This window comes from Microbacterium sp. zg.Y909, assembly GCF_024626565.1.
The window spans coordinates 1-26,050 of sequence record NZ_JANJFJ010000028.1 but is presented as its reverse complement, the minus strand read 5'-3'; the positions used below and the strand labels follow the sequence as shown (position 1 = coordinate 26,050).

The window sequence follows — 26,050 nt, the reverse complement described above, 5'->3', positions numbered from 1 at the left end:
CCCGGCAGCGTCATCGTCGACATGGCCGCCGCCCAGGGCGGCAACGTCGAGGGATCCGTCGACGGTGAGCGCGTCGTCACCGACAACGGCGTGGTCATCCTGGGCTACTCCGACCTGGCATCCCGCCTGCCCGCCCAGGCGTCGCAGCTCTACGGCACGAACCTCGCGAACCTGGTGAAGCTGCTGACCCCCGGCAAGGATGGGCGACTGGTCCTCGACTTCGACGACGTCGTGCAGCGCTCGATCACGGTGGTGCAGGACGGCGAGTCGATGTGGCCACCGCCGCCGGTGCAGGTGTCGGCGGCGCCTGCCGCGGCATCCGTGCCGCCGCCCGACGCCGGGCCCGCGAAGCCGAAGCGCACCCTCTCGCCCGCGGGCCGCTCCGGACTGATCGCCCTCGGCATCGCCGCCCTCTTCGCGGTGTCGGCGATCGCCCCGGCACCGCTGCCGCAGCACCTCACCGTGCTGGTGCTCTCGGTCATCGTCGGGTTCTACGTGATCGGCAAGGTGCACCACGCGCTGCACACCCCGCTCATGAGCGTGACCAACGCGATCTCGGGCATCATCATCGTCGGCGCGATGCTGCAGGTGACCACCCCCGACCCGCCGGTGCAGATCCTGGCCGCGGTCGCGGTGCTGCTGGCATCCGTCAACATCTTCGGCGGGTTCGCCGTCACGCGCCGCATGCTCGCCATGTTCTCGAAGGGTGACCGATGACCGCCGCCTCCGTGGCCACCGCCGCCTACCTCGTCGCGGCGCTGCTGTTCGTGCTGAGCCTGCGCGGGCTCAGCACCCACGAAACAGCCCGGGCGGGCGTCGGCTACGGCATCGCCGGCATGGGCATCGCGCTCGCGGCGACGGCCTGGGTGTCGGTGCAGAACGCGTGGGGCGACCCGCAGGCGACGTTCGGGCTGGTGCTCTTGGCAGCGGCCGTGCTGATCGGTGCGGCGGTGGGCCTGTGGCGGGCGCGCGTGGTCGAGATGACCGGCATGCCCGAGCTCATCGCGCTGCTGCACAGCTTCGTGGGTCTGGCCGCGGTGCTGGTGGGCTGGAACGGCGCCCTGCACGACCCCGGCCTGACCGGGGCGCTGCGCGACATCCACCATGCCGAGGTGTTCATCGGCGTCTTCATCGGCGGCGTGACCTTCACCGGCTCGATCGTGGCGTTCCTGAAGCTCTCGGCGCGCATGTCGTCGCGGCCGCTCATGCTGCCGGGCAAGAACGCGCTCAACGTGGGGGCGCTGGTCGCCTTCGTCGTGCTGACCGCCTGGTACGTCGTCACGCCGTCGCTCTGGCTGCTCGTGGCCGTCACGGTGCTGGCGCTTGCGCTGGGGTGGCACCTCGTGGCATCCATCGGCGGGGGCGACATGCCCGTCGTCGTCTCGATGCTCAACAGCTACTCGGGCTGGGCGGCCGCGGCGGCGGGGTTCCTGCTGAACAACGACCTGCTGATCGTCACCGGCGCCCTCGTCGGGTCGTCGGGTGCGTACCTGTCGTACATCATGTGCAAGGCGATGAACCGGTCGTTCCTGTCGGTGATCGCCGGCGGATTCGGCATCGAGGCGCCGCCCGCGGGTGACGTCGACCACGGCGAGTATCGGGAGGTGGATGCGGCGACCGTGGCGGACATGCTGCGCGAGGCGTCATCGGTCGTGATCACCCCGGGGTACGGCATGGCCGTCGCGCAGGCGCAGTACCCGGTGGCTGACCTCGCCCGACGGCTGCGCGAGCGTGGTGTGGACGTGCGGTTCGGCATCCACCCGGTCGCGGGGCGCCTGCCCGGGCACATGAACGTGCTGCTGGCCGAGGCGAAGGTGCCGTACGACATCGTGCTGGAGATGGACGAGATCAACGACGACTTCGCCTCGACGTCGGTGGTGCTGGTGATCGGTGCGAACGACACCGTGAACCCGGCCGCGGCGGAGGATCCGACCTCGCCGATCGCCGGGATGCCGGTGCTGCGGGTGTGGGAGGCGGAGAACGTGATCGTGTTCAAGCGGTCGATGGCCGCCGGGTACGCCGGCGTGCAGAACCCGCTGTTCTATCGCGAGAACACGCAGATGCTCTTCGGCGACGCGAAGGAGCGTGTCGAGGACATCCTCCGCGCTGCCGAGTGAGTCGTCGCGGCGCCCCTACGCCTCGTCGCGCCAGGAGTGCTGCGGCTCGTAGCCCAGCAGCCGACGCGCCTTCTCCGTCGAGAACAGGCTCGCGTGCGGCGGAAGCTCCCCGCGCACCGGCACGTCCGGAAAGACCTCGGCGACGAGGTCCGCGGCGGGCCGCGACATGACGGTGTCCGCCGCCGCGATGAGGAAGCGGTCGAACCCGGCGGGCGCCACCTCGAGCGCGCGGAGCACCGCCTGGGCGCCGTCGCGCGCGTCGATGTAGGACCAGAGGTTCCACTTGCGCAGCGTGGCATCCGCGTCGAAGGAGGGGAACTCCGCGTAATCCTCCGGGTCCATGACGTTGGAGAAGCGCAGCGCGGTGATCGAAAGCGTCGGATGCCAGCGCACGAGCTCGATCGCCAGCTGCTCCTCGAGGTGCTTGACGAGCGAGTACACCGACTCCGGCCGGGCGGGATAGTCCTCGTCGACCGGGATGTACGGCGGCGGCGCGTCGAACGGCAGCCCCTGCACGGTCTCGCTGGACGCGTACACGATCTTCTGGATGCCGAGGCGCACCGCTGCCCAGAAGACATTGAACGTCGCCGCGATGTTGTTGTGGAAGGTCGCGACGTCGCTGACGATGCCGGGCGCCGGGATCGCCGCTAGGTGGACGAGCGCGTCGACGCCATCGTGCTGGTCATTCACGCCGGCGATCGCGTCGATCACCTGCCCGAAGTCCGTGAGGTCGACCCGAACGAAGCCCGGCCCGCGTTCCCCGACCATGTCGAGGCCGATCACGGTGTGGCCGGCATCCCGGAGGACGCGGACGACGGTACGACCCAGTTTTCCGGATGCTCCGGTGACGGCGATGCGCATGTGATCACCCTGCCACGCCTCCTGTGCGTGCGGGCCGAATACTCACTCGGCGGCGCGAATACCCACTCGGCGGCGAAAGTAGGCTGGGAGGCATGCGGCTTGCCACTTGGAACGTCAACTCCATCCGCGCGCGCGTCGTGCGCACGGTCGACTTCGCGGTCCGCGAGGGCATCGATGTGCTCGCCATGCAGGAGATCAAGTGCAAGCCCGAGCAGTTCCCCTATGAGGCCTTCGAGGATGCCGGCTACCACGTCGTCGCCCACGGGCTGAACCAATGGAACGGCGTCGCGATCGCCAGCCGCGAGCCGATCGAAGACGTGCAGACGTCCTTCCCCGGCATGCCCGGCTTCGCCAAGGGCCACGAAGGCCCCGACGCCCCGCTCGAAGCCCGCGCCCTCGGCGCCACGATCGGCGGCATCCGCGTCTGGAGCCTCTACGTGCCCAACGGCCGCTCCCTCGACGACCCGCACTACGTCTACAAGCTCGATTGGCTGGGCGCGCTCGCCCAGCACGCCCGCGAGAGCCTCACGGAGAACCCCGACCTCGCCCTCGCGATGGTCGGCGACTTCAACATCGCCCCGACGGATGCCGACAACGGCGACCCCACCGTCGTCGAGGGCATCTCGACCCACGTCTCCGCGCCGGAGCGCGCGGCCTTCCGGGCCATCGAGGATGCCGGCATGGTCGACGTCGTGCGCCCGCTGGTGCCGACCGGCTTCACCTACTGGGACTACAAGCAGCTGCGCTTCCCCCGCAACCAGGGCATGCGCATCGACTTCATCCTCGGGTCGCACGCCTTCGCCGACCGGGTCACGGCGGCGTCGATCCACCGCGAGGAGCGCAAGGGCGAGATCCCGAGCGACCATGTGCCCGTGGTCGTCGATCTCGACCTCACGTCGCCCGACGAGGACGACGACCGGCCGATGATCTTCGGCTGACGCGAATACTCACTCCGCGGCGCGAATACTCACTCGGCAGCGCGAATCAGCCCATGTCGGCGGTGGTCACCGCGGGGCCGGGGCCGTAACGCAGCAGCAGCGCTCCGGCCGGGCCTGCGATCGGGGGCTCCAGCAGCGTGAGCCCGAAGGCCGGCCCGTCCGGCGGGAACAGCCGCTTGCCTGGGCCGAGCACGAACGGGTACACCCACAGGTTCAGCACGTCGAAGAGCCCCGCTTGCACCAGACCGCGGGCGAACTCGATGCTGCCGACCACGTGCACTTCTCGGTGCCGCTCGCGCAGCGCGGCGATCTCGGCCGCCAGATCCGCCCCGAGCCGGTGGGAGTTCGCCCACGGCAGCGAGGGCGTTCCGCGGGACGCGACGTACTTGGGGATCGCGGTGAAACGCTCAGCGATCTCGGCCGCGGGGCCCTCGTACTGCGGCCAGTACGCGGCGAAGATGTCGTACGTGCGCCGGCCGAGAAGCAGGGCGTCCATCCGACGGATGCCGGCCATCACGCGTTGCCCTACCGCGCTGTCGTCGACCGGCGCCTGCCAGCCCCCGTAGGCAAAATCGCCGTCCGGGTCCTCCGCGCGGCTTCCGGGTGACTGCGCGACGCCGTCGAGACTGCTGAACAGATCGATGTGGACGAGGCCCGCCATCGGGACTCCTCTCGGTCAGGCCGCCGCGGCGGCGGGGGCGATGTGGAAGGTCGTCGCGAAGCGGCCCAGCAGCGCCGCGTCGCCGCGCGACACGCGCACGATGCCCCGCGCGAGCGCATCGGCGGGAGCGAGCTCCCCGGAGATGAGGCCCCGGATCCCCGGACCCGCGACGATCACGGCATCCGCCTCATGCCCACCGGCGTCGGCACGCTCCTCCGAAGCAGAACCCGCGCCGTCGGCGCCCCCCGCCACCCCGGCGTCCAACCGCCGCACCGCGAGCGCGGCGGCGGCGACCCGCGCGCTCAGGCCCACCTCTCCCACATGCAGGTCGTATCCGGTCGCGGGCAGGGCTGCGGCGGCATCCGGACGGAACGCGGTCCGCAGCGCCATGGTCAGGGAGTCGGCGGTGACGATGTCGTCGGGCTCCGGCTCGCCCATCGCGACGAAGCCCCAGCGCCCGAGCGCCAGCACGATGGGCTCGAGCTCCCGGCCGTACGGGGTGAGGTCGTACACGAGCCCCCGGTGCGACAGCGGGACCCGGCGCACCACCCCGGCATCCTGCAGCTCCTTCAGACGTCTCGCGAGGATGTTCGTCGGAATGCGCGGCAGACCGGCCTTGAGGTCGTTGTATCGGCGCGGACCCACCAGCAGGTCGCGGACGATCAGCAGGGCCCACCGCTCGCCGATCAGCTCGACGGCGGTGGTGACACCGCAGTACTGGCCGTAGCTTCGGGCGGCCACCTACGACTGCGCCTGGTCGGCGAACGCGCCCGGGCCCTGCTCCGTGGCGACGGGGTCCATGTAGAAGAAGCTCAGCACGTTGCCGTCGGGGTCCTCCAGGTCCCGCGAGTACATGAACCCGAGGTCCTCCGGCTCGCGGGGCTCGGTGCCTCCGGCCGCCAGGCCCGTAGCCAACACGGCATCCACGTCCTCGTTCGAGGCCCGGGCGAGCGCCACCATCACCTGCGCCGTAGCGGCCGGATCGGCGACCGGCTTGTCGGTGAAGGTCGCGAAGAACTCCCGGGTCAGCATCATGAAGTAGACGCCATCCCCCCAGGCGACGCACGCGGCGTTCTCGTCCGTGAACAGCGGATTGATCGTCGCTCCCAGCGCGGTGTAGAAGGCCTTGCAGCGGTCGAGGTCGGCCGTGGGCAGATTGACGAAGATGTCGGTCATGGCGTGCTCCCTTGCAGGCCGCCGCGGGGCGGATGCCGGTAGCTTGCTAAAAGCAAGTGCCCTTGTCAAGAGCTCACGTCGTGGCGCGAATACTCACCCGGCGACGATTCCGTCGCACGGGGGATGCCGCGCGGCGGCCTCCCCCGTACGTTGGAAGGATGAGCGCGACCCTGCCCACCGCCCCACCCCGCCGGCATCCGCCGACAGCAGCCGAGCTGCGCACCGACGTGTGGCTGGCCGGCGGCCTCCTGGTCGCGGCCGTGCTGAGCTCCTGGCTGGGACAGGTCGCGGGGTTCTTCGGCGACGAGACCCCGGGGCTCGGCTGGGCGCTGGTGTACTCGGCGGCCGTGACGCTCCCGCTCGCGCTGCGCCGCCGCCACCCCGAGATCGTGCTGATCGTCGTCGCGATCGCCTTCTTCGCCGGGGCGACCTTCCACATCCCCGACCTCTACGTCGGCCAGGTCGCCCTGTTCGTGGCGATGTACACCGTCGGCGCCTGGGTCGACGACCGCCGTCGGGCCACCTTCGCGCGGGTGGTCGTCGTGGTCGCGATGTTCGTCTGGCTGCTGGTCACGATGTTCCAGACGGCCACCAATCCCTCCGGCGACGGCCCGTCGACCGCAGGCGCCTTCTCGCCGATGGCGGCGTACATGGTGATCCAGTTCGTGATCAACGTCTTCTATTTCGGCGGCGCCTACTACCTGGGCGACCGCGCGTACGCGACCGCGCTGGCGTGGACGGCCCTCGAGGAGCGCACCGCCGAACTCGAGCGCGAGCGGGAGCTCACCGCCGCCCAGGCCGTCGCCCTCGACCGGGTGCGCATCGCCCGCGAGCTGCACGACGTCGTCGCCCACCACGTGTCGGCGATGGGCGTGCAGGCCGGCGCCGCGCGGATGGTGCTCGAACGCGACCCCGCCGCCGCGCGCACCGCGCTCGGCGGCGTCGAGGCATCCGCCCGTTCGGCGCTGGAGGAACTGCGCCAGCTGCTCGAGACGCTCCGCACCCCGGATGCCGCCGCCGCACCGGCCGACTCGACCGTGCGGCTGTCGGCGCTGGCAGACCTCGTCGCGCATGCCAACGACAACGGCCTGCCCACCACCTTCACCGTCGTCGGCGAGCCCGCCGAGCCGTCGGAGCTCGTGCAGGTGAACCTCTACCGCATCGCGCAGGAGGCCCTCACGAACGTCCGGCGCCATGCCGGCCCTGGCGCGACTGCCGACGTGCGGCTGCGCTACGACGCGGATGCCGTCGAGCTCGAGGTCACCAACACCGGGCGCGTGCGCGCCGACCGCCCGGGGCTGGGGCTCGTGGGCATGCGGGAGCGGGCCGCGGCCTCGGGCGGCGCGCTCGAAGCCGGGCCCCGCCCGCGCGGTGGCTTCATCGTGCGGGCACGGATCCCGCTCCGAGCGGCGGTGCCCGCGTGAGCGGCGCGGCGACCCGCGTGCTGCTCGTCGACGACCACGCCGTGATGCGCGCGGGCTTCCGGATGATCCTGGATGCCGCAGGCATCGACGTCGTCGGCGAGGCGGCGACCGGGGTCGAGGCGGTGGCAGCGGCATCCACCCTTCTGCCGGACGTCATCTGCATGGACGTGCAGATGCCCGACATGGACGGGATCGAGGCAACGCGGCGCATCGTGGCCGACCCCGCGGTCTCGGCGGCCGTCGTGATCGTGACCACCTTCGACCGCGACGACTACCTGTTCCAGGCACTCGCGGCGGGAGCCAGCGGGTTCCTGCTGAAGAACGCCGGGCCGGAGGAGCTCGTGACTGCGGTGCGCGTCGCCGCCGTCGGTGACGCGCTGCTGGCGCCCGAAGTGACACGGCGCGTGATCGAGCGCTTCACCGCGGGGGGCGCGGCACCGGCGGCAGTCCACGCCGAGGGCACCGATCAGGCGATCGTGCAGCCGGCCGCCGCACCTGCGGCATCCGCGGTACACGTCGACCTCACCGACCGCGAGGCTGAAGTGCTGCGGCTGCTGGCGCGCGCGCAGAGCAACGCCGAGATCGCGCAGCAGCTGTACATCGGCGAGGCGACGGTGAAGACCCACGTCTCGAACGTGCTGCAGAAGCTCGGTGCCCGCGACCGCGTGGCGGCGGTGGTCTACGCCCACACGCACGGGCTGGTCTGAGCCGCAGCGTCCGCTGCGCACGCCCGCGCACGCCGAAGCCCCGGCCCGCATCCGAGGCGGGACCGCGGCTCCACGGGCGGCGTCAGACCGCCGCAGGCACCGGGACGTAGCGCTCGATCAGGGCCATGAACGCGTTCAGGTACGCCGTCAGGAACGTCGCCGTCTCGTCGCTGGTGACCTCGCCGGTGTCGGTGAACAGGCCGGGCACGGACTGCACGTAGCCCTCCGGCTGACCGAGCGTGGGCGCGTTGAAGTGGCTGAGGATCGCCTTCAGGTGCTGCTGCGCGGCGGCGGTGGCGATGCCGCCACCCGAGGTGCCGATCACGGCGGTCGGCTTACCGTCGAACGACGACTGACCGTAGGGACGCGCCGCCCAGTCGAGGGCGTTCTTCAACACGCCGGGGATCGAGCGGCTGTACTCGGGCGTCACGATGATGACCCCGTCGACGCGGCCGATCGCGTCCTTGAACTCGCGCGCAGCCTGCGGCAGGTCGATCTCGAGGTCGACGGAGTAAAACGGCAGGTCGGCGATGGGGATCTCCACGAGCGTTGCACCCTCGGGCGCGAGTCGCTCCAGCGCCTTGGCGAGGCGGCGGTTGATCGACGTCGACGAGATGCTGCCGACGATGTAGCCGATGGTGAGGTCGGTCATGAGCGATGTCTCCTCAGTGTTCTCGGTGGCCGCCGGGTGTCCGCGACCCTGGACCCAGGCCAACCAGCGGCCCACGATATCTATTCCGTCGCATACATCTCCGCCAGCCCGGGCCGCTCCCTCCCCCGTAGGGGGGAGGCCCCGGCCGCGCGCTCACCGCAGAACCCGCCCGAGGGGGGAGGCGACCGATCCGCGCGATGCGTAGCGTCGAGGTATCGACTGAGGAGGAGCTCCATGCTCGAACTGACCGGGATCACCAAGAGCTACGGCGGCCGCCGCGTGCTCGACGACGTCGGGTTCACCGTCGCCCCCGGGCGGCTGACCGGCTTCGTCGGCGGCAACGGCGCCGGCAAGACCACGACCATGCGCATCATCCTGGGCGTGCTCGCGAAGGATGCCGGCACGGTCACCCTCGACGACGCACCAGTCACCGCGGCCGACCGCCGCCGCTTCGGCTACATGCCCGAAGAGCGCGGCCTGTACCCGAAGATGAAGGTGCTCGAGCACATCGTCTACCTCGCCCGTCTGCACGGGTTCTCAAAGGCGGATGCCACGACCCGCGCGACCGCCCTGCTCGAAGAGCTGGGCCTCGGCGAACGCCTGAACGACAACGTCGAGACGCTGTCGCTGGGCAACCAGCAGCGCGCGCAGATCGCCGCCGCCCTCGTGCACGACCCGCAGGTGCTGATCCTCGACGAGCCGTTCTCGGGCCTGGACCCCCTCGCGGTCGACGTCGTCGCCGGCGTGCTGCAGGCCCGCGCAGCCCAGGGCGCCGCGGTGCTGTTCTCCTCCCACCAGCTCGACGTGGTCGAGCGCCTCTGCGACGACCTGGTGATCATCGCAGGCGGCACGATCCGAGCGAGCGGCTCCCGCGACGGCCTGCGCGCAGCGCACTCGACCCGCCGGTTCGAGCTGGTCTCCGCCGGCGACGCCGGATGGCTGCGCGACGAGCCCGGCATCACGGTGCTGGAGTTCGACGGCGGCTACGCCCTCTTCGACGCCGATTCCGACGACACCGTGCAGAGGGTGCTCCGTCGCGCCGTCGCCGCCGGCGACGTCGCAAGCTTCGCCCCTCGGGTTCCGTCCCTCGCCCAGATCTTCAAGGAGGTCATCCAGTGACCGCGTCCGCCCCCTCCTTCGCCCAGAGCGTCTGGCTCGTCGCCGAGCGCGAGATCGGCTCGAAGCTGCGCAGCAAGGCGTTCGTCATCTCCACCGGCATCCTGTTCGTCATCGCCCTCGCCGGCGTGGTGTGGGGCGGGTTCGCCGCTCAGCAGGACATGCGGACTCCCGTGGCCGTGACCGGCCAGACCGCGCAGATCGTCGCTCCACTGGACGGCATGCTCGACATCACCGAGGTGGGTTCGGCCGAAGAGGCCCGCGAGCTCGTCCGCGACGGCGAGGTCGATGCGGCCCTCATCCCGGGCGGCGAGGGCGGATTCGACTTCACGGTCGTCGGTGACGACGCCGTGCCGTCCACGCTGATGTCGGCCCTGAGCGTGTCGCCGCCGGTGGAGCTGCTGCAGACGGAGTCCGACGACGCCGACGGCCTGATGCGCTACATCATCTCGCTCCTCTTCGGCGCGGTGTTCCTCATGGCCGCGACCACCTTCGGCTCGACCATCTCGCAGAGTGTGGTGGAGGAGAAGGCGACACGCGTCGTGGAGCTGCTGATCTCGGCCGTCCCGACCCGGGCGCTGCTGGCGGGCAAGGTGATCGGCAACACGGTGCTCGCGATGGGGCAGATCATCGGCCTGGCCGCCGTCGCCGTCGTGGGTCTCACCGTCACCGGTCAGGCGGAGCTGCTGTCGGGGCTCGGCGCACCGCTGGTGTGGTTCGCGGTGTTCTTCCTCTTCGGCTTCATCCTGCTGGCATCGCTGTTCGCCGCCGCTGCCGCGATGGTCTCCCGCCAGGAGGACATCGGCTCGACCACCACGCCGCTGACCCTGCTCGTCATGGTGCCGTACTTCGTGGCGATCTTCTTCAACGACAACCCCACGATCATGACGATCATGTCGTACGTGCCGTTCTCGGCCCCGGTCGGCATGCCGGTGCGCATCTTCTTCGGTGATGCGCAGTGGTGGGAGCCCCTCCTGTCGCTCGTGATCCTGCTCGCCACCTGCGTCGGCGCGATCTGGGTGGGCGCGAAGATCTACGAGAACTCGATCCTGCGGATGGGCGCCCGCGTGCACCTCAAGGAGGCACTGAAGGGCTGACGCCCTCGGCCCCTTCCTCGAAACGGATGCCGCGACCTCGGCCGACCGGCCGGGTCGCGGCATCCGGCGTCTGCACGGTGCGCGCGGTGAAGCACAGACGCGCATCGCCGCGCAACCGCCTCGCCTGTGAGGACCCGCGGGGTACCGTTGACGGCACCAGGTGAGAGGCGGTTGCACATGCGTGCGTGGATTCGGCGGGTGGCGGCAGCCGCAGTGGTGGCACTCGGTCTGAGCGTGGCGGTCTCTCCCGCATCGGCCGACACCGGCCCGATCGACACAGAGGTGACCGTCTCGGCGACGACGTCCGGGAACGGAGTTCCTACCCCGGAGCCGACGCCGAGCCCGACGCCCGAGCCGGAGCCGACAGCGCCGGCCGTGCCCTCACCGCCCTCCCCAGAAGAATCGCCGGCACCCGCACCGGCACCCGGTGAGGCTCCTCCTGGCGACGACGCCCACTCCGAAGACCACGAGTCTCACGGGCCGACCATGCCCCTGACGATCGAGCCGTGGGACGAGCCGCTGCCCTTCCCGCAGCAGGACCTCATGCGGGCCATGGCCGCGCCCGACTGGCACCTTCCCTTCGAGAACGGCGTGCGGTGGTCGGCCGGCGGACCTCACCGCGACAGCGACGGCGCCGCCTGGGGAGCGGTCGACTTCTCCCCCGGCTCGAGCGGGAACAACCGGGTGGTCTCCGTCGCCGACGGGCGCGTGTACCGCGTCACCTGCCCGGCCGGGTGGTTCCTCGGGGTCGACCACGGCGGCGGCTGGCGGTCGGAGTACTACCACCTCGCCAACGCGCAGGGAAACCTCGTCGGCCAGTGGGTCCCGGCGGGCACGTACCTCGGGGAAGCGGCATCCACCCTCCCCTGCGGCGGGTCCTCGACCGGACCGCACGTGCACCTGTCGATCCTGTTCGGCAATCCTCCGCAGCCCGGATCCGGGGTTCAGCGCCCCTACTATCCGGTGGACGGCATGCGATTCGGCAACTACCGGGTCCGCAACGGTTCCGCCCCGTACCAGGGGCGCTGGGAGGATCTGTCGGGCCGCACGGTCATCACGAACTACGGCTGCTGCCTGGTCTCGACCACGCCCGCGCCGCAGCGGTTCACCTCGACACCGGCGCCTACGATCAGCGGCGCCTCGAATGTGGGCGGGGTGCTGACAGCATCAGCGGGTGCCTGGCAGCCAGCGGCGACGCTGCAGTATCAGTGGCGCCGCGACGGTGCCGCCATCCCGGGTGCCACCGGAACGACGTATCAGGTGACGAAGAACGACCGCGGGGCGACCCTCACCATCGCCGTCACCGGGACCAGGGCCGGCTTCTGGCCGGCGACGGTCGGTAGTGCCGGCGTGACCGTGCCGACACCCGTGGTGCGACAAGCCGGAGCCTCGCGCTACGACACGTCTGCGGCCGTCTCTGCGGCGACCTACGCCCCCGGCGTCGACACGGTGTACCTCGCGACCGGGACGGTCTTCGCCGACGCACTCTCGGCGGCGGCCGCGGCCGGAGCGACCGCGTTGCCCGTGTTGCTGACCCATCCCAACGGCCTGACCTCGTCCACCGCCAACGAACTGGACCGCCTGGATCCGCGCCGGATCGTCATCGTCGGCGGCACCGGCGCCGTCAGCGACACCGTCCTGGAACAGGCGCGGCGCTTCACCTCCGGCGAGGTCGTCCGCCTGGGGGGCGAGGACCGCTACCGCACCTCTGCGGCCATCTCCTCGGAGATCTTCGCCTCGGGCGCCAACGAGGCGTACATCGCCGCCGGGGCGGATTTCGCCGACGCGCTCAGCGCCGCCGCAGCGGCAGGCGCCGCGAAGGCGCCGGTCCTCCTCACGCGGGGTACCGAGCTGCCTGCGGAGGTCATGGATGAGCTCGCCCGGTTGGCCCCGGACCGCATCGTGATCGTGGGCGGTCCGGGAGCCGTCTCTGAGAGGGTGCAGGCCCAGCTCGCGGCGTACGCGGGCGAAGTCATCCGGCTGTCGGGGCAAGACCGGTACGCCACTGCTGCCGCCGTCGCCGCGGAGACCGCTTCGTCCCCCGCTGCGCGCATCTACCTGGCCAGCGGCACGGTTTTCGCCGACGCGGTGTCCGGCGCCGCAGCCGCCGCCGCATCGGGCAGCGCCATCCTGCTCACGCGCCCGACCGGCCTCCCCTCCCCCACCGCGGGCAGCATCACCGCGCTGCGGCCCTCGCGCATCGTCGTGCTCGGCGGCCCTGGCGCGGTGGCCGAGTCGGTCGCCCGCGGGGCAGCGGCGCTCGCCCCCTGACGCGCGAGCGGATGCCGCGACCTCGGCCGACCGGCCGGGTCGCGGCATCCGTCGTATCAGTCGTCCTCGAGCACGCTCAGCACATTGCCGGCCGGATCGCGGAACCACGCGATCGCCGGGCCGCCGTTGCCCCGGGAGATGCCCCGCTCGTCGGTGCCGAGGTCGGGATCGGTGTAGATCTTCGTCTCGACGCCGCGGGCGCGGAGGTCATCGACCGCTGCACCCACGTCGTCGACGACGAAATTCAGCACGGTGAAGTCGGCCGGCCGGTGAGCCTGCTTCGGGTAGGCGATGGCACGCGCACCTCCGGCCAGCTTCAGCTGCACGATCCCCATGTCGGTGATCACCGCGTCGAGACCGAGCGTGTCGCGGTAGAAGGACAGCGCGGCGTCGACGTCGTCGACCGAGAAGCTGCTGAAGGTACGCGCGTCGGCGAGCATGGGTCCCCCTGTCGTTGATGCCGACAGCATGCGCCCGATCGGGTGGGATGTCGAGGGCGTCAGCGCTCGACGAGCACGCCGTCGGGGTCGGCCCAGACCTGCTTCCCCGTGGCGAACACGATGCCCGCGATCGTCACGTGCACGTCGATCTCACCGACGCCGACCTTGGCGCTGGTGCGCGGGTTCGATCCGAGGGCCTTGATGCCGATGGGGAGTGCGGCGAGCGCCTCGCGGTCGCGCACCGCGCCGTGCACGATGAGGCCGGCCCAGCCGTTCTCGACGGCGGATGCGGCGATGCGGTCGCCCACCAGCGCCGATTCGAGGGAACCCGCTCCGTCGATCACGAGCACGGCGCCGTCGCCGGGGGTCGCGAGCGTCTGCTTCACGAGGGCGTTGTCGCGGTGGCAGCGGATGGTGCGCACCGGGCCGTCGAAGGCGGTGTGGCCGCCGAAGTCGTGGAATTGGAGGGCGACGGAGTCGAGCTCGTCGCCGCGCTGGTCGTAGAGGTCTGCGGTCGCGATGGTCATGCCCGTCACCGTAGCGCCCTCCCGGCGCCCGCCGAATGAGTGTTCGCGGGGTCGAGTGAGTATTCGCGGCGTCGAGTGGGTATTCGCGGGGTCACCCCCAGGGGCGCGCCAGCACCGGTTCCGCGGGCGATTATCGTTGGAGTGAGTGGGCCGACGGCGTCCCCGACGTCCCCTGACTCCCTGGAACCATCACATGACAGACATGCTCGACCGCACCGCCTCCACCGCAGCACCCATCCTCGACGTCCTCGCCGACCGCCGGAGCACGCGCGTCTTCGATGCCGACGCGACCATCGACGAAGCCGCCCTCGCCAGCGCGCTCGAAGCCGCCCGCTGGGCGCCGTCGGCCAACAATTCTCAGCCCTGGCGATTCGTCGTCGCGCGGCGCGGAACCCCGGAACACGCCGCTATCCTCGACACGCTCATGGGCTTCAACCAGGCTTGGGCCGGCGCGGCATCCGCACTGGTGGTCTTCGCTGCCGTCACCAGCCACGATGGCGCGCCCCTCGCCTGGGCTGCCTACGACACCGGCCAGGCGGCCGCGTATTTCACGGTGCAGGCGCACGCCGCGGGACTGCACACCCACCAGATGGGCGGATTCGACCGCGATGCGCTGGCGGCGGCATTCGAGTTCGCCGCGGAGCTCACCCCCGTCACCGTCATGGCTGTCGGCACGCTCGGCGACATCGCCTCGGCGCCCGAGGTGCTGCGCGAGCGCGAGAACGCCCCGCGCGTGCGACTGCCGCTGACGGAGCTGATCGCCGCCGACGCCTGAGCGCGGAGCACGAGGGGCCGGGGCGCGCGCCTCGGCCCCTCGCGCGTCACCGTTCGGTAACACAGCAGCCCGAGTGTTGCGGGCACCCTCTCCTCCTGTTTCACTGCTATTACAAATTTCAGTAATTGGTGAACTTTCATTGATTGCTGAACCCGTTCGCGTCTAGCGTGCATGGATAGCTCCCCCGATCCCGGCGGGGAGTGCCCGTCCGCACTCGACGCAGCACCTTCCGGTGCCGCTCAAGGAGGAGTTATGCACAGCACTGCCCGATTGGCGACGGCCGCATCCGCGGTCCTCGCTCTGACCCTCGTCGGCTGTTCGGCGTCGTCGCCCGACGAGGCCACCACGGCCGATCCGATCCGCTTCGCCATCGAGGAGCCTGACAGCCTGGTCCCCGGCAATCACTTCTCCACCTACGACCTCGTGCAGGCGCTGTTCGCCTCGCTGACGACGATCGACGGCAACGGCGACCTCGACTACCTCGCCGCCGAGTCGGTCGAGTCCGATGACGCGCAGCTGTGGACCATCACTCTGCGCGACGGCTGGACGTTCCACGACGGCCAGCCGGTGACAGCCCAGGACTACGTCGACACCTGGAACTACGCCGCGTACGGCCCGAACGGCTGGGTCAACGGCCCCCAGCTGGCCAAGGTCGCCGGCTACGCCGATCTGAACCCCGCCGAGGGTGAGCCCGCCGCGACCGAGCTGTCAGGGCTCAGCGTCGTGGATGACCTGACGTTCACGGTCGAACTCGTCGCCCCCGACCGTCAGTTCCCACTGCAGCTGACCGCCGGCCAGACCGGCCTGTATCCGCTGCCCTCCGAGGCACTGGAGGATGTCGCCGCGTGGGAGGAGAACCCGGTCGGCAACGGCCCCTTCCGCCTCGTCGACGGCTGGGCACCCACCAGCCCGATCGAGGCCGTCGCGTACGAGGACTACGCCGGACCCGACACCAGCATCGAGGCGGTCACCTTCGTGCCGTATCTCGACACCGCGACCGCCTACACCGACGCCCTCGCCGGCGAGGTCGACATCGTCGGCATCGGCGGATCTCAGGTCGCGCAGGCCCGCAACGACTTCGGCGAGCATGTGTACGAGCTCGACGCCCCGGGCGTTGACTTCCTCGGCTTCCCCCTCGACGATCCCCGCTTCGCCGACCCGCGCGTGCGTCAGGCGATCTCGATGGCGATCGACCGCGAAGCCATCAACGACGCGGTGTTCGGTGGCTCGCAGATCCCCGCCACCTCGCTCACCTCGGCCAGCATGCCCGGAGACCCCGCCGGCATCTGCGGCCAGTACTGCGAGTTCGACCCAGAGGCTGCGAAGGCTCTGCTGGCGGATGCCGGTGGCTTCGAAGGCGGCATGGAGATTCACTTCATCGCCAACTGGGGACAGGAAGACCTGTTCGAGGCCATCGCCAACCAGATCCGCCAGAACCTCGGCATCGAGAGCGTCGTCGCCAGCCCGGCATCCGACTTCGCCGCGTTCACCGAGCGCGTCGGCAGCGGCGAGGTCAACGGCCCGTTCCGTGCCCGCTGGGGCGCGCTGTACCCGAGCCAGCAGAACACCCTCACCGCGGTGTACACCGCGACCGGCGAGGGCAACTTCGGCGCCGGTGGCTACTCGAACCCCGAGGTCGACGAGCTGCTCCGGGCAGCGGATGCCGCTGAGACGCTGGAGGAGTCCTACGACGGGTACGCCCAGGTGCAGGAACGGATCCTGGCGGACTTCCCGACCGTGCCGCTGTTCGGCAACCGCTACTTGTACGTCACGTCCGAGCGCATCTCCGAGCTGTACACGGTGTCGGGTGGCGTGGACCTCAGCAAGGTTGTCGTGGCCGACACGGCATCCTGACCGGAACGGAAGAGACACACCTCTTGTACGAACCCGCTTCGGCGGCAGAGACGCCCGGCACGGCGGAGGACATCCTCCGTCGTGCCGGCTCCGTGCCCGCCCACACCTCCTTTCCGACCGTCGACGAGCTCGGGTCCGCCATGGAACGGCTGCGCGCCCAGCGCCCGGACCTCATCACGGTGGAACGGGTCGGCACCAGCCGGCTCGGCGAGCCCATCCCGCTCTACCACGTGGGCTCCGGGGCACGATCGGCGCTCGTGGTCGGCGGGGTGCACCCCAACGAGCCGATCGGCTCGCTCACCGCCCTGCATCTGGTGGAGCAGCTGATCACCGACGACGCCCTGCGCGCGGGCCTCGACACGACGTGGCACATCATCCCCTGCGCCGATCCCGACGGCATGCGCCTGAACGAGGCCTGGTTCGCCGATCCGAGCGATCGCGAGACCTACGCGCGGGAGTTCTTCCGTCCCGCTCCGGCTGAGCAGGTCGAGTGGACATTCCCGTTCTCGTACAAGTCCGCCTACTTCGACGCGATGATGCCCGAAACTCAGGCCCTGGCCCGGGCGATCGACCTCGCGGCACCCGATCTTTACGTGCCGCTGCACAACAGCGAAGGCGGCGGCGCCTACTTCTACCTCTCCGGTCCCGCGCCGGAACTGTACGACTTGCTGCATGCCCTGCCGGCGTCGCTCGGCATCCCGCTGCACGCCGGTGAGCCCGAGGGGGCGCACTTCACGGTGCTGGCCCCGGCGATCTACGAGATGGGCACCCTCCAGGACGTCTACGACTGGAGCGAGTCGCTCGGACTCGACCCATACCCGCCGGGTTCGAGCGGGGATGCCTCCACGTCGTATGCCCGCAAACACGGCACGCTCTCGCTCATCGCCGAACTGCCGCAGTTCAGCGACCCGGCCGCCGGCGACACCTCCACCAGCGACCGCGACTACGCCACCGAGCTGCGTCGCAACGGCGAACTGCTCGTGCAGTCGGGGCAGCGTCTCGTCGCCCTCATCGCCCGCACCGAGCCGCATCTGCGTCTGGACACCCCGCTGCTGCGCGCCGCGCGAGTGTTCGCCCCTCTGGCCGTCTCTGCCGGGGAGGCGAACATCGCCCGTGCCGCTGCACCCGCATCGGTGCGCCCGGCAACCGTGGCCGAGGTGAGCGCTCTCGACGACCTCGTGCATCTGCACCGGTTGCGCTGGGGCGGCATGCTGGCCCGGGCGCTGAGCGCCGAGGTGGCTGCCGGCACCGCAGCGCCCGAGGTGCGCCGCGCTGCCGCCACCGCCCAGGAACTGTTCGACGGCTGGCTGCAGGAGGCCCTGGCCGCCCAAAGCACGGAGCCCCTCCCCCTCAGCGCCGTCGTGGGTGCACAGTATGGTTCGATCCTGGCGGCCCACGCCCACGTCGCGAGGGAGCGGTCGTGCGCCTCTTCGTGACCGTCCTGCAGCGGTTCGCAGGATTCGCGCTGGTCTTCATCGGCGTCACGTTCATCATCTACTTCACGGTGTTCAGCCTGCCCGGAGATCCCGTGCGGGCGCTGGCCGGCGACAGGCAACTGCCACAGTCCGTGATCGACGCGATCAACGCGCGCTATCTTCTGGACCAGCCGCTGTGGACGCAGTACACCCACTACCTCGGCAACCTGCTGCGCGGCGACCTCGGTGTCGACCTCACCGGCCGTTCGGTGGCCGATCAAATGGCGGCCCGCTGGCCCGTGACGATCACGCTGGCATTGACGGCGTGGCTGCTGCAGATCGCGCTGGGCCTGACGATCGGCATCGTCTCGGCCCTCAAGCGCGGCACCATCATCGACCGCGGCCTGCTCGTGGTCACGATCACCCTCAGCTGCATCCCGGTGTTCGTCCTCGGAATCACCGCGCAGATCATCTTCGGCGTGCGTCTGGACTGGCTGCCCGTCGCCGGCATCCGCGACGGCTGGCCGGTGGCCTATCTGCTGCCCTCGCTCGTGATCGCGATGTTCGGTCTGGCGTCGGTGTCGCGCCTGGTGCGCGGGTCGATGATCGAGAACCTCGACGCCGACTATGTGCGCACCGCCCGGGCCAAGGGGATCGGCGAGTCCCGAGTGGTGGGACTGCACGTCATGCGCAACTCCCTCATCCCCACGGCGACCTTCCTCGCGACCGATCTCGGCTACCTGCTGGGCGGCGCCGTGGTCATCGAGGGAATCTTCAACCTGCCCGGCGTCGGGAACCTGTTGTTCTCGGCGATTCGCAACCATGAAGCCACGCTGGTGGTGGGCATCTCCACGGCGCTCATCATCATCTTCCTGCTCACGTCGCTGATCGTGGACGCCCTCCACGCCCTGCTCGACCCGAGGATCCGCCGTGCCTAAGACCACCATCCCCAAGACCACGGTCATCCCCGCGCTCGCCCCCGCTCGCGCCCCCCGCGCGGGGGCGTGGCGGCTGCTGTTGCGCCGCCCGCTGTTCTGGGTGGCCGCAGCTGTGCTGCTGGTGATCCTCGCCTTCGCCGTGGCGCCCGCCCCGTTCGCGGGGATCTTCGGCAACGGCGATCCGCGAGCCTGCGACCTGGCCAACAGTTCGCAGGCCTCCGCACCCGGGCATCCGTTCGGATTCGACCTGCAGGGCTGCGACATCTGGGCCAACGCGGTCTACGGCGCGCAGAGCTCGATCGCGGTCGGGTTCCTGGCCACCGCGATCTCGATGGTGCTCGCGATCACGCTCGGCACCCTCGCGGGGCTCGGCGGACGTATCGCCGACTGGATCGTCTCGCGTCTGACCGAGGTGTTCCTCGGCTTCCCGTTCCTGCTGGCCGCGATCGTGGTGCTCAACACCCTCGGCGTGCGCAACGTGTTCACCGTCAGCGTCGTCCTCGGCGTGTTCGGATGGCCCATGATGGCGCGCCTCATGCGCGGCTCGGTGCGCTCGGTGGCCAAGGCCGACTACGTGCTCGCCGCGCGCACGATGGGACTCGGCGCCCGACGCATCGTGGGGCGCTACGTGCTGCCGAACGCGTTGCAGCCCGTGCTGCTGTTGGCGACCCTCACCGTCGGTGGTGTCATCGTCGCCGAGAGCACCCTGACCTACCTCGGCGTCGGCCTGTCTTCGCCGGCGATCTCGTGGGGCCTGCAGATCGCGGCGGGCTCGCGGGTGTTCCAGTCGGCGCCGCACGTGCTGGTGCTGCCGAGCGTGATGCTGGCGCTGACCGTGCTCACGATCGTCGCGATCGGCGAGGAGCTGCGCAGCGTCTTCGATCCGCGTGAGCGGGGATGACCGCGTGCGCGGGGATGAGGATGCGATGCTGAAGATCTTGCAGGAGGGAGCGACACATGAGCGATGACACCGGGGCGACGGATGCCGTGGACGAGCGCGAGCAGTATCGCCGCCAGTTCGCCGAGGACATCAGCCTCATCTGGGAACTCGCGGGCACCTCGCGCATGGACGGGCGAGTGCTGGGCTACCTGCTGATCATGGATCGCCCCTACATCTCTTCGGCCGACCTCGCGGCCACGCTCGGGGCGAGCACCGGGGCGGTGTCGATGGCGACGAGGCGGCTGATCGACACGAACTTCATCCGCCGCCATTCCGTGCCCGGCGACCGCAGTCACTACTTCAAGGCCGAGGAGGACCCATGGGGCAGCTTCCTGGCCAACGAGCGCCGGTATTTCGAGAAGGAGATCAACTCCCTCGACGCGGCGCTGCGGTGGGTGGGTCCCGATGAGACCGAGGCCCGCGTGCGGCTCACCAACGGTCGCGACTACCTGGAGTGGGTGCAGGACTATCACCACAAGATGCTCGCCGACTGGCGGGAGCACAAGCGCGCCCGCGACGCGGAACAACAGGAGGACACGTGACCGACCCGAGCGCAGAGCACGGCCTGGAGTGGGCCGCGCAGGGTGACCGGGCGCTGCTGGCCGAGCGGGCAGACCAGGCCGTGCTGAGTGTACGCGGCCTGCGCGTGCAGTTCGGTCGCGAGCGTCCGGTCGAGGTCGTGCACGGCCTGGACCTGGACATCGCCCCCGGCGAGGTCGTGGCCGTCGTCGGCGAATCCGGGTCGGGCAAGTCGGTCACCGCACTGTCGGTCATCGGACTGTTGCCCGAAGGCGCGCGTGCATCCGGCTCCGTCCGGCTGCGCGGCCGAGAGCTGCTGGGGCTCACCCAGCGAGAGATGCGCGCGGTGCGCGGTGCGCAGGTCGCGCTGATCTCGCAGGACCCCGTCGCCTCGCTCAATCCGGTGTTCACGATCGGGTTCCAGGTGATCGAGGCGGTGCGCGCCCACAACCGTGCGCTCAAGGGCGCGGCCGCCCGTCGTCGCGCGATGGAGCTGCTCGCCCTCGTCGAGATCCCCGATCCCGAGCGGCGCATGGGCCAGTACCCCCACGAGCTGTCCGGCGGGCAGTGCCAGCGGGTGGGAATCGCGATGGCACTGGCATCCGACCCGCAGCTGCTCATCGCCGACGAACCGACGACTGCGCTGGATGTCACGGTGCAGGCGGAGGTGCTCGACGTGCTCGCCCGGCTCGGCCGACGCGAAGGACGCGGGATCCTCCTCATCACGCACGACATGGGGGTCGTCGCGGAGCTCGCCGACCGCGTCGTGGTCATGCGAGACGGCCGGAGGGTCGAGGATGGCTCCGCCCAGCAGGTGCTCACCGCGCCCGCCGCCGCGTACACCCGGCAGCTGCTGGATGCCGTGCCGCGCATCGGAGCGCGCGGCGCCGGTGCCGCGATCCCCGATACCGGGCTGATGCTCGACGTGCGCGGCCTGGTCGTGGCATACGGCAGCCGACTGAGCGGCAAAGTCCGCGCCGTCGACAGCGTGGACCTCCAGGTCGGTCGCGGCGAGATCCTGGGACTGGTCGGGGAATCGGGCAGCGGAAAGTCGACCATCGCGCGAGCGGTCATCGGCGCCGCGCCGGTGACCGCGGGCTCGATCGTCATCGACGGACTCGACATGCAGACAGCGGGTCGGGCGGAGCGCCGCCGGATGCGCCGCCGCATCGGGGTGGTGTTCCAGAACCCCGCCCTCTCCCTCAATCCGAGATACACGGTGCGGCAAAGCGTCGCCGAACCCGTGTCATCGATCATGGGTCTGCGAGGACGCGCCCTGGTGGACCGCGTGGACGAGCTGCTGGACTCGGTCGGGCTCGCGGAGCACGGCGAGCGCTACCCCCACGAGCTCTCCGGCGGTCAGCGTCAACGGGTCGCCATCGCGCGCGCCGTGGCGCTGGACCCGGCGCTCCTGATCGCCGACGAACCAACCAGTGCGCTGGACGTATCGGTGCAGGCGCAAGTGCTCGAGGTGTTCCGCGAGCTGCAGCAGCGGCTGCGATTCGCGTGTGTCTTCGTGAGCCACGATCTGGCGGTCGTGGATGAGCTGTGCGACCGGGTGACGGTGCTGCGTCACGGTCGCGTCGTGGAATCCGGGGCACGCGAGCAGGTACTGCAGCATCCCGAAGACCCCTACACTCGGCGGTTGATCGCGGCGGCGCCCGTGCCCGACCCGGTGGTGCAGCGCGCCCGACGCGAGGAGCGTCTCGCCGCAGCGGGGGTCCAGGGGTAGCCGGACGCACACTGTAGACGGCGAGCCGCGGGCACACCAGTGCGCGCATGCCGGGCGCACGGCTGGTTATCGTGAAGCATGGTCACCAGCGTCTTGTCGATCGGCACCGCGGTCCCGCCGACACGGCTGGCGCAGCAAGACGTGCGCGACCTGTTCATCGCCCAGCCCGGCGCCAGCCGGCTCACGCAGCGTCTCATCGGCGCCGCTTTCGACGCCTCCGGCATCGAAAGCCGCCATACCGTGCTGGCCGAGTTCTCGGGCGAAGTCCCCGAGACGCCCTCCGGCATCCCGGTGGTCGACGAATCCGGGCGCATCCTGTCCCCGTCCACAGGGGCACGCAACGACGAGTACATCCGGCAGGCGCCGCCCCTGTTCGCCGCAGCGGCGGATGCCGCGATCCGCGGCGCCGGCATCACCCCCGACCAGCTCACCCACGTCGTGACCGTCTCGTGCACCGGCATGTTCGCCCCCGGTCCGGATTACCGCCTCGTGCGAGACCTCGGCCTGCCGGTGACGGTCGAGCGGTACCACCTCGGCTTCGTCGGCTGCGCGGCTGCCCTTCCCGGGCTGCGCACGGCGGCCCGCATCTGCGCCGGCGACCCCGACGCCGTCGTGCTGGTCGTGTGCGCCGAGCTGTGCACGCTGCACTTCCGCGTCTCGGAGGACCCCCAGCAGATCGTGTCGTCGTCGGTGTTCGCCGACGGAGCCGCCGCCGCGATCGTCAGCGCGGATCCGTCGCTGCGGGGCGCGCAGTGGCTGGAGCTCGAGAGGTTCGCCACCGCGGTGACCGACGACGGCGAACACGACATGGCCTGGACCGTCGGCGACGAGGGCTTCGAGATGGTCCTGTCCGCGGAGGTCCCCCGCATCATCGGCCGCGAGATCCGCGGCGCCGTCGCCCGGTTCCTCGGCGACGACGAAGTGGACGCCTGGGCCGTGCACCCCGGGGGCCGCAGCGTGCTGGACCGCGTCGAGTCGGGCCTGGAGCTGCCGGCATCCACCCTGGAGGTGTCGCGGCGCATCCTGCGCGACTACGGCAACATGTCCAGCGCCACGATCCTGTTCATCCTGCGCGAGTTCCTCAACGGCACCGGCGACGGCACCACCCCCGATGCCCGACGCATCGCGACCCTCGCCTTCGGCCCCGGGCTCACGGTCGAGTCGGCGCTCGTCACGCGCCGCACGGCAGAAGCCCCGCACGCCCCGGAAGCCCCGTGACCCTGCGCGAGCGCGACACGGCACTGCGGGAGCTCATGGACGACCCGCACTGCGATCCGCGGCGATTGGATGCCACGCTCCGCCGTTTCGGCACCGTCAACCGGCTCATCTCGGGCTGGGGAGGCATCTACCGCACGCACCTGCGCCCGCACCTGGCAGGGCTCGGCCGCCCCGCACGCGTGCTGGATCTCGGCTGCGGCGGCGGTGACCTCGTCGGGCGGCTGGCGGGGCTCGCCCGGCGCGACGGCCTGCAGGTGCAGTGGCTGGGGGTCGACCCCGACCCGCGCGCGCACGCTGTGGCCCGCACGAGGGAGCTCGACGACGTGCAGTTCCGCAGCACCGACTCGACGGCGCTGCGCGCCGAGGGCGAGCGGTTCGACGCGGTCGTCTCCAACCACGTGCTGCACCACCTGACCCCGGAGGAGCTGTCCGGGTTCGCGGCCGACTCGCTGGCGCTCTCGACCGGGCCGGTCCTGCACGCCGACATCGCCCGCGGACGTCTGGCGTACGGTCTCTACGCCGTGGGGATCGCCCCGTTCGCCCCGGGCACGTTCCTCCACACCGACGGGCTGCGGTCGATCCGCCGCAGCTACCGGCCCGATGAGCTGCAGCTCGCGCTCTCGGTGACGGGGGACGCCGTGGACGGTGGGGGCGCGGCGGTGGGCGGCGCGGCTCACGCCCCGGCGTCCGCGCACTTCTGGCACGTCGACAGCCCGGCCCCGTTCCGCCTGCTCGCCCGCGGATCCGGTCATGCCTGACGTGATCATCGTCGGGGCGGGCCCGGTCGGCACGTTCCTCGCCGCCGAACTCGCCCGGCACGGGGTCGAGGCGGCGCTGTGGGATCGGCGCACGGCGACGGGCGGCGGAACGCGGGCGATCGGTCTGCACGCCCCGGTGCTCACCGCCCTCGAAGCCGGTGGTGCGACCGACCGCATCCTCCAGCGGGCCGTGAAGGTGGGTCGCGGCGAAGCCAGGAGCGGGGGGACCCTGCTCGGTGTCGTGCGATTCGACCGGCTGGCGCAGCGGCATCCGTACGTCGCGACGCTCCCCCAGCCCGAGACCGAGGCGGCCCTGGCGGTCGGCGCTCCGGCGCCGGTGCGCGGCATGGCGGTCAGCGGCATCCAGGTCGAGGGTGAACGTCTGCGCGTGCGGGCGACCCACGACGACAGCACGCTCGAGACGACGGCGCCGCTCGTGGTCGTCGCCGGCGGCGCGGGCGCCCGGCAACTGGTGTTCCGGCCGGGCATGCCGCGCGGCGGGGAGTACCCGGACCGCTATCTCATGTCGGATGCCGCCGTTCGCCCGCGCGACGACGACGCCGTGGCGGTCGTGCACCTCGATGAACGCGGGGTGCTCGAGTCGTTCCCGCTGCCCGACGGCCGGCGCCGGTTCGTCGCATGGGACATCGGGGGCGCTGGCGGCAGCAGCGTGGACGACCATGACGACGACGCCCGCCTCGCGCGGCTGCGTGCGGCGCTGACCGCCCGCGGCGAGCACGAGGGGGCCGCGGCGATCACGGCGGCCGCATCGTTCCGCGTCCGGCGCGTGGTGGCGCCCCGACTGCGCCGCGGTCGGCTGTTCGCGATCGGCGACACCGCTCACGAGGTGAGCCCCATCGGCGGGCAGGGCATGAACCTCGGCCTCTTGGATGCCGCGGGCCTCGCGCCGCTGCTCGCGCGCTGGGTGCGCGAGGAGGCGGCACCGGAATCCGAGCTCGCCGCGTGGGAGCGCGACCGGGTGCGTTCGGCGCGGCGCGCGGCGCTGCTGGCGTCCGCGAACACGGGGCTCGGGCGACCTGTCGGGCCGGCGGCGCACGCCGTCCGGTCGCGGGCGATGCGCGTCGCGCTCGCGGCGGGAGGAACGCTGTTCGCCCGCGCGTACGCCATGGGTTTCGACGCCGCCAGCTGACGCGGCCCGGAGTCGCCCGGGGCGGACGACTCACGCGACGGCGCGAATACTCACTCGACGGCTCAGGGGACGAGGCTGCCGGGCGACGCGACGAGCTGCACCGCGAGGAGCAGGGCGGCGGCCATCACCAGGCGGAACACCGTGCGGTCGGGCGGACGCACGACCACGCGCGCGACCGTCGCGAGGGCGAGCACGGCGACCGCGCCGAAGAGGATCCACGCCAGCGGGCCGAGCGCGCCGGCATCCGCCGCCCCCCACAGCACCGCAGCGGCACCGGCGAGCACGGCGAGGCCCGCGAGCGCCGCGGCCGGGCGCGCGCCCATGCGGTGGGCGAGCCCGCGCACGCCGGTGCGCCGGTCATCGTCGAGGTCGGGCAGCACGTTGGTCAGGTGCACCGCGGCGCCGAGCGCGCCGCCGGCGACCCATGCCCACCAGGCGGCGAGCGCGGGCGGCTGGGCGGAGAGGGTCGCGAGCGACGGGAAGATGCCGAAACTCACCACGAAGGGGACGATCGACACCGGCGTCGCCTTGAGGCCGGCGTTGTACGCCCAGGCCGACGCGAGCGCGACGGCATGGGCGGCGAGCATGCCGACGCCGAGCAGCGCCGAGAGCACCAGCGCCACCACGAGCGCCACGATCGTGGCAGTCCAGGCGGTGCGGGCTGAGACGTCGCCCCGCACGAGCGGCTTGTCGGTGCGCCCCACCTCGCGGTCACGGTCGCGGTCGATCGCGTCGTTCGAGATACCCACCGACAGCTGTCCGCA

General features: G+C 71.2%; 26 protein-coding genes. 18 read left to right on the top strand and 8 right to left on the bottom strand.

Going from position 1 to position 26,050, the window contains the following annotated elements; genetic code table 11:
* Both NQ160_RS04245 and pntB read left to right on the top strand, forming a co-directional pair.
* A partial coding sequence (locus tag NQ160_RS04245) for a proton-translocating transhydrogenase family protein (RefSeq protein WP_257514000.1) occupies window positions 1-717 on the top strand: 717 nt, incomplete at its 5' end.
* Complete coding sequence (gene pntB, locus NQ160_RS04240) at window positions 714-2,117, top strand: Re/Si-specific NAD(P)(+) transhydrogenase subunit beta (RefSeq protein ID WP_257513999.1); 1,404 nt, start codon at window positions 714-716, stop codon at window positions 2,115-2,117. The genes NQ160_RS04245 and pntB, both read left to right, overlap by 4 nt.
* Window positions 2,118-2,132: 15 nt before the next feature.
* Here pntB and NQ160_RS04235 read toward each other — a convergent pair whose 3' ends face one another.
* On the bottom strand, window positions 2,133-2,978 hold the full coding sequence (locus NQ160_RS04235; protein ID WP_257513998.1) for an NAD-dependent epimerase/dehydratase family protein: 846 nt from the start codon (window positions 2,976-2,978) through the stop codon (window positions 2,133-2,135).
* A gap of 92 nt (window positions 2,979-3,070) precedes the next feature.
* Between NQ160_RS04235 and NQ160_RS04230 the strand changes: the two genes are divergently transcribed.
* Complete coding sequence (locus tag NQ160_RS04230; protein WP_257513997.1) at window positions 3,071-3,916, top strand: exodeoxyribonuclease III; 846 nt, start codon at window positions 3,071-3,073, stop codon at window positions 3,914-3,916.
* Window positions 3,917-3,962: 46 nt separating this feature from the next.
* On the opposite strand, the gene NQ160_RS04225 is transcribed toward NQ160_RS04230, so the two are convergent.
* Genes NQ160_RS04225 through NQ160_RS04215 form a run of 3 tightly spaced genes read right to left on the bottom strand, consistent with a single transcriptional unit; the run spans window position 3,963 to window position 5,753 of the window.
* On the bottom strand, window positions 3,963-4,577 hold the full coding sequence (locus NQ160_RS04225) for a dihydrofolate reductase family protein (RefSeq protein WP_257513996.1): 615 nt from the start codon (window positions 4,575-4,577) through the stop codon (window positions 3,963-3,965).
* 15 nt (window positions 4,578-4,592) lie between these two features.
* Window positions 4,593-5,318 (bottom strand): winged helix-turn-helix transcriptional regulator, encoded by a 726-nt coding sequence (locus tag NQ160_RS04220; RefSeq protein WP_257513995.1) that lies wholly within the window; start codon window positions 5,316-5,318, stop codon window positions 4,593-4,595.
* Entirely contained in the window at window positions 5,319-5,753 is a 435-nt protein-coding gene (locus NQ160_RS04215) for a VOC family protein (RefSeq protein WP_257513994.1), read from the bottom strand.
* Between the two features lie 158 nt (window positions 5,754-5,911).
* On the opposite strand from NQ160_RS04215, the gene NQ160_RS04210 reads away from it, so the two are divergent.
* Together NQ160_RS04210 and NQ160_RS04205 are read left to right on the top strand one after the other, a co-directional pair.
* Window positions 5,912-7,177, top strand: a complete 1,266-nt coding sequence (locus tag NQ160_RS04210; protein ID WP_257513993.1) for a sensor histidine kinase — start codon at window positions 5,912-5,914, stop codon at window positions 7,175-7,177.
* Window positions 7,178-7,221: 44 nt separating this feature from the next.
* Window positions 7,222-7,884, top strand: coding sequence for a response regulator (locus tag NQ160_RS04205; protein ID WP_374113627.1), 663 nt, complete (start codon window positions 7,222-7,224; stop codon window positions 7,882-7,884).
* Window positions 7,885-7,966: 82 nt separating this feature from the next.
* Here NQ160_RS04205 and NQ160_RS04200 read toward each other — a convergent pair whose 3' ends face one another.
* Window positions 7,967-8,536: an NADPH-dependent FMN reductase gene (locus NQ160_RS04200; RefSeq protein ID WP_257513991.1), complete on the bottom strand. Its 570-nt coding sequence runs from the start codon at window positions 8,534-8,536 to the stop codon at window positions 7,967-7,969.
* 234 nt (window positions 8,537-8,770) lie between these two features.
* Between NQ160_RS04200 and NQ160_RS04195 the strand changes: the two genes are divergently transcribed.
* The 3 genes from NQ160_RS04195 (at window position 8,771) to NQ160_RS04185 (ending at window position 13,020) form a co-directional block, all read left to right on the top strand.
* Window positions 8,771-9,655, top strand: coding sequence for an ABC transporter ATP-binding protein (locus NQ160_RS04195; RefSeq protein ID WP_257513990.1), 885 nt, complete (start codon window positions 8,771-8,773; stop codon window positions 9,653-9,655).
* On the top strand, window positions 9,652-10,749 hold the full coding sequence (locus tag NQ160_RS04190) for an ABC transporter permease (protein WP_257513989.1): 1,098 nt from the start codon (window positions 9,652-9,654) through the stop codon (window positions 10,747-10,749). The genes NQ160_RS04195 and NQ160_RS04190 overlap by 4 nt, the downstream gene beginning before the upstream one ends.
* Window positions 10,750-11,235: 486 nt before the next feature.
* Complete coding sequence (locus NQ160_RS04185) at window positions 11,236-13,020, top strand: cell wall-binding repeat-containing protein (protein WP_257513988.1); 1,785 nt, start codon at window positions 11,236-11,238, stop codon at window positions 13,018-13,020.
* A 56-nt stretch (window positions 13,021-13,076) separates the two neighbouring features.
* On the opposite strand, the gene NQ160_RS04180 is transcribed toward NQ160_RS04185, so the two are convergent.
* Both NQ160_RS04180 and rraA read right to left on the bottom strand, forming a co-directional pair.
* A complete protein-coding gene (locus tag NQ160_RS04180) occupies window positions 13,077-13,460 on the bottom strand; it encodes a VOC family protein (protein WP_374113626.1) in 384 nt (127 codons plus the stop codon).
* 59 nt (window positions 13,461-13,519) lie between these two features.
* Complete coding sequence (rraA, locus tag NQ160_RS04175) at window positions 13,520-13,987, bottom strand: ribonuclease E activity regulator RraA (RefSeq protein ID WP_257513986.1); 468 nt, start codon at window positions 13,985-13,987, stop codon at window positions 13,520-13,522.
* Window positions 13,988-14,189: 202 nt separating this feature from the next.
* Between rraA and NQ160_RS04170 the strand changes: the two genes are divergently transcribed.
* The 10 genes from NQ160_RS04170 (at window position 14,190) to NQ160_RS04125 (ending at window position 25,286) form a co-directional block, all read left to right on the top strand.
* Window positions 14,190-14,762: a nitroreductase family protein gene (locus NQ160_RS04170; protein ID WP_257513985.1), complete on the top strand. Its 573-nt coding sequence runs from the start codon at window positions 14,190-14,192 to the stop codon at window positions 14,760-14,762.
* A 252-nt stretch (window positions 14,763-15,014) separates the two neighbouring features.
* Complete coding sequence (locus NQ160_RS04165; RefSeq protein WP_257513984.1) at window positions 15,015-16,616, top strand: peptide ABC transporter substrate-binding protein; 1,602 nt, start codon at window positions 15,015-15,017, stop codon at window positions 16,614-16,616.
* 23 nt (window positions 16,617-16,639) lie between these two features.
* Window positions 16,640-18,052, top strand: coding sequence for a M14 family zinc carboxypeptidase (locus NQ160_RS04160; protein ID WP_257513983.1), 1,413 nt, complete (start codon window positions 16,640-16,642; stop codon window positions 18,050-18,052).
* Window positions 18,037-18,969, top strand: coding sequence for an ABC transporter permease (locus tag NQ160_RS04155; protein WP_257513982.1), 933 nt, complete (start codon window positions 18,037-18,039; stop codon window positions 18,967-18,969). The genes NQ160_RS04160 and NQ160_RS04155 overlap by 16 nt, the downstream gene beginning before the upstream one ends.
* A complete protein-coding gene (locus NQ160_RS24840) occupies window positions 18,962-19,870 on the top strand; it encodes an ABC transporter permease (protein WP_257513981.1) in 909 nt (302 codons plus the stop codon). Before NQ160_RS04155 ends, NQ160_RS24840 begins: the two co-directional genes overlap by 8 nt.
* A 56-nt stretch (window positions 19,871-19,926) precedes the next feature.
* Window positions 19,927-20,451: a GbsR/MarR family transcriptional regulator gene (locus NQ160_RS04145; RefSeq protein WP_257513980.1), complete on the top strand. Its 525-nt coding sequence runs from the start codon at window positions 19,927-19,929 to the stop codon at window positions 20,449-20,451.
* On the top strand, window positions 20,448-22,160 hold the full coding sequence (locus NQ160_RS04140) for a dipeptide ABC transporter ATP-binding protein (protein WP_257513978.1): 1,713 nt from the start codon (window positions 20,448-20,450) through the stop codon (window positions 22,158-22,160). The genes NQ160_RS04145 and NQ160_RS04140 overlap by 4 nt, the downstream gene beginning before the upstream one ends.
* Window positions 22,161-22,238: 78 nt before the next feature.
* On the top strand, window positions 22,239-23,378 hold the full coding sequence (locus tag NQ160_RS04135; RefSeq protein WP_257513977.1) for a type III polyketide synthase: 1,140 nt from the start codon (window positions 22,239-22,241) through the stop codon (window positions 23,376-23,378).
* Complete coding sequence (locus tag NQ160_RS04130; RefSeq protein ID WP_257513976.1) at window positions 23,375-24,136, top strand: methyltransferase domain-containing protein; 762 nt, start codon at window positions 23,375-23,377, stop codon at window positions 24,134-24,136. The genes NQ160_RS04135 and NQ160_RS04130 overlap by 4 nt, the downstream gene beginning before the upstream one ends.
* A complete protein-coding gene (locus tag NQ160_RS04125; protein ID WP_257513975.1) occupies window positions 24,129-25,286 on the top strand; it encodes an FAD-dependent oxidoreductase in 1,158 nt (385 codons plus the stop codon). The genes NQ160_RS04130 and NQ160_RS04125 overlap by 8 nt, the downstream gene beginning before the upstream one ends.
* 62 nt (window positions 25,287-25,348) lie before the next feature.
* On the opposite strand, the gene NQ160_RS04120 is transcribed toward NQ160_RS04125, so the two are convergent.
* The coding region (locus NQ160_RS04120) for a UbiA family prenyltransferase (RefSeq protein WP_257513974.1) at window positions 25,349-26,050 on the bottom strand (702 nt) is incomplete at its 5' end.

Bases quoted from the DNA above. Each gene is read 5' to 3' on its own strand.
- pntB (WP_257513999.1), top strand. From the start codon at position 714: ATGACCGCCGCCTCCGTGGCCACCGCCGCCTACCTCGTCGCGGCGCTG.
- NQ160_RS04235 (WP_257513998.1), bottom strand. From the start codon at position 2,978: ATGCGCATCGCCGTCACCGGAGCATCCGGAAAACTGGGTCGTACCGTC.
- NQ160_RS04230 (WP_257513997.1), top strand. From the start codon at position 3,071: ATGCGGCTTGCCACTTGGAACGTCAACTCCATCCGCGCGCGCGTCGTG.
- NQ160_RS04225 (WP_257513996.1), bottom strand. From the start codon at position 4,577: ATGGCGGGCCTCGTCCACATCGATCTGTTCAGCAGTCTCGACGGCGTC.
- NQ160_RS04215 (WP_257513994.1), bottom strand. From the start codon at position 5,753: ATGACCGACATCTTCGTCAATCTGCCCACGGCCGACCTCGACCGCTGC.
- NQ160_RS04210 (WP_257513993.1), top strand. From the start codon at position 5,912: ATGAGCGCGACCCTGCCCACCGCCCCACCCCGCCGGCATCCGCCGACA.
- NQ160_RS04205 (WP_374113627.1), top strand. From the start codon at position 7,222: ATGCGCGCGGGCTTCCGGATGATCCTGGATGCCGCAGGCATCGACGTC.
- NQ160_RS04200 (WP_257513991.1), bottom strand. From the start codon at position 8,536: ATGACCGACCTCACCATCGGCTACATCGTCGGCAGCATCTCGTCGACG.
- NQ160_RS04195 (WP_257513990.1), top strand. From the start codon at position 8,771: ATGCTCGAACTGACCGGGATCACCAAGAGCTACGGCGGCCGCCGCGTG.
- NQ160_RS04185 (WP_257513988.1), top strand. From the start codon at position 11,236: ATGCCCCTGACGATCGAGCCGTGGGACGAGCCGCTGCCCTTCCCGCAG.
- NQ160_RS04180 (WP_374113626.1), bottom strand. From the start codon at position 13,460: ATGCTCGCCGACGCGCGTACCTTCAGCAGCTTCTCGGTCGACGACGTC.
- rraA (WP_257513986.1), bottom strand. From the start codon at position 13,987: ATGACCATCGCGACCGCAGACCTCTACGACCAGCGCGGCGACGAGCTC.
- NQ160_RS04170 (WP_257513985.1), top strand. From the start codon at position 14,190: ATGCTCGACCGCACCGCCTCCACCGCAGCACCCATCCTCGACGTCCTC.
- NQ160_RS04165 (WP_257513984.1), top strand. From the start codon at position 15,015: ATGCACAGCACTGCCCGATTGGCGACGGCCGCATCCGCGGTCCTCGCT.
- NQ160_RS04145 (WP_257513980.1), top strand. From the start codon at position 19,927: ATGAGCGATGACACCGGGGCGACGGATGCCGTGGACGAGCGCGAGCAG.
- NQ160_RS04135 (WP_257513977.1), top strand. From the start codon at position 22,239: ATGGTCACCAGCGTCTTGTCGATCGGCACCGCGGTCCCGCCGACACGG.
- NQ160_RS04125 (WP_257513975.1), top strand. From the start codon at position 24,129: ATGCCTGACGTGATCATCGTCGGGGCGGGCCCGGTCGGCACGTTCCTC.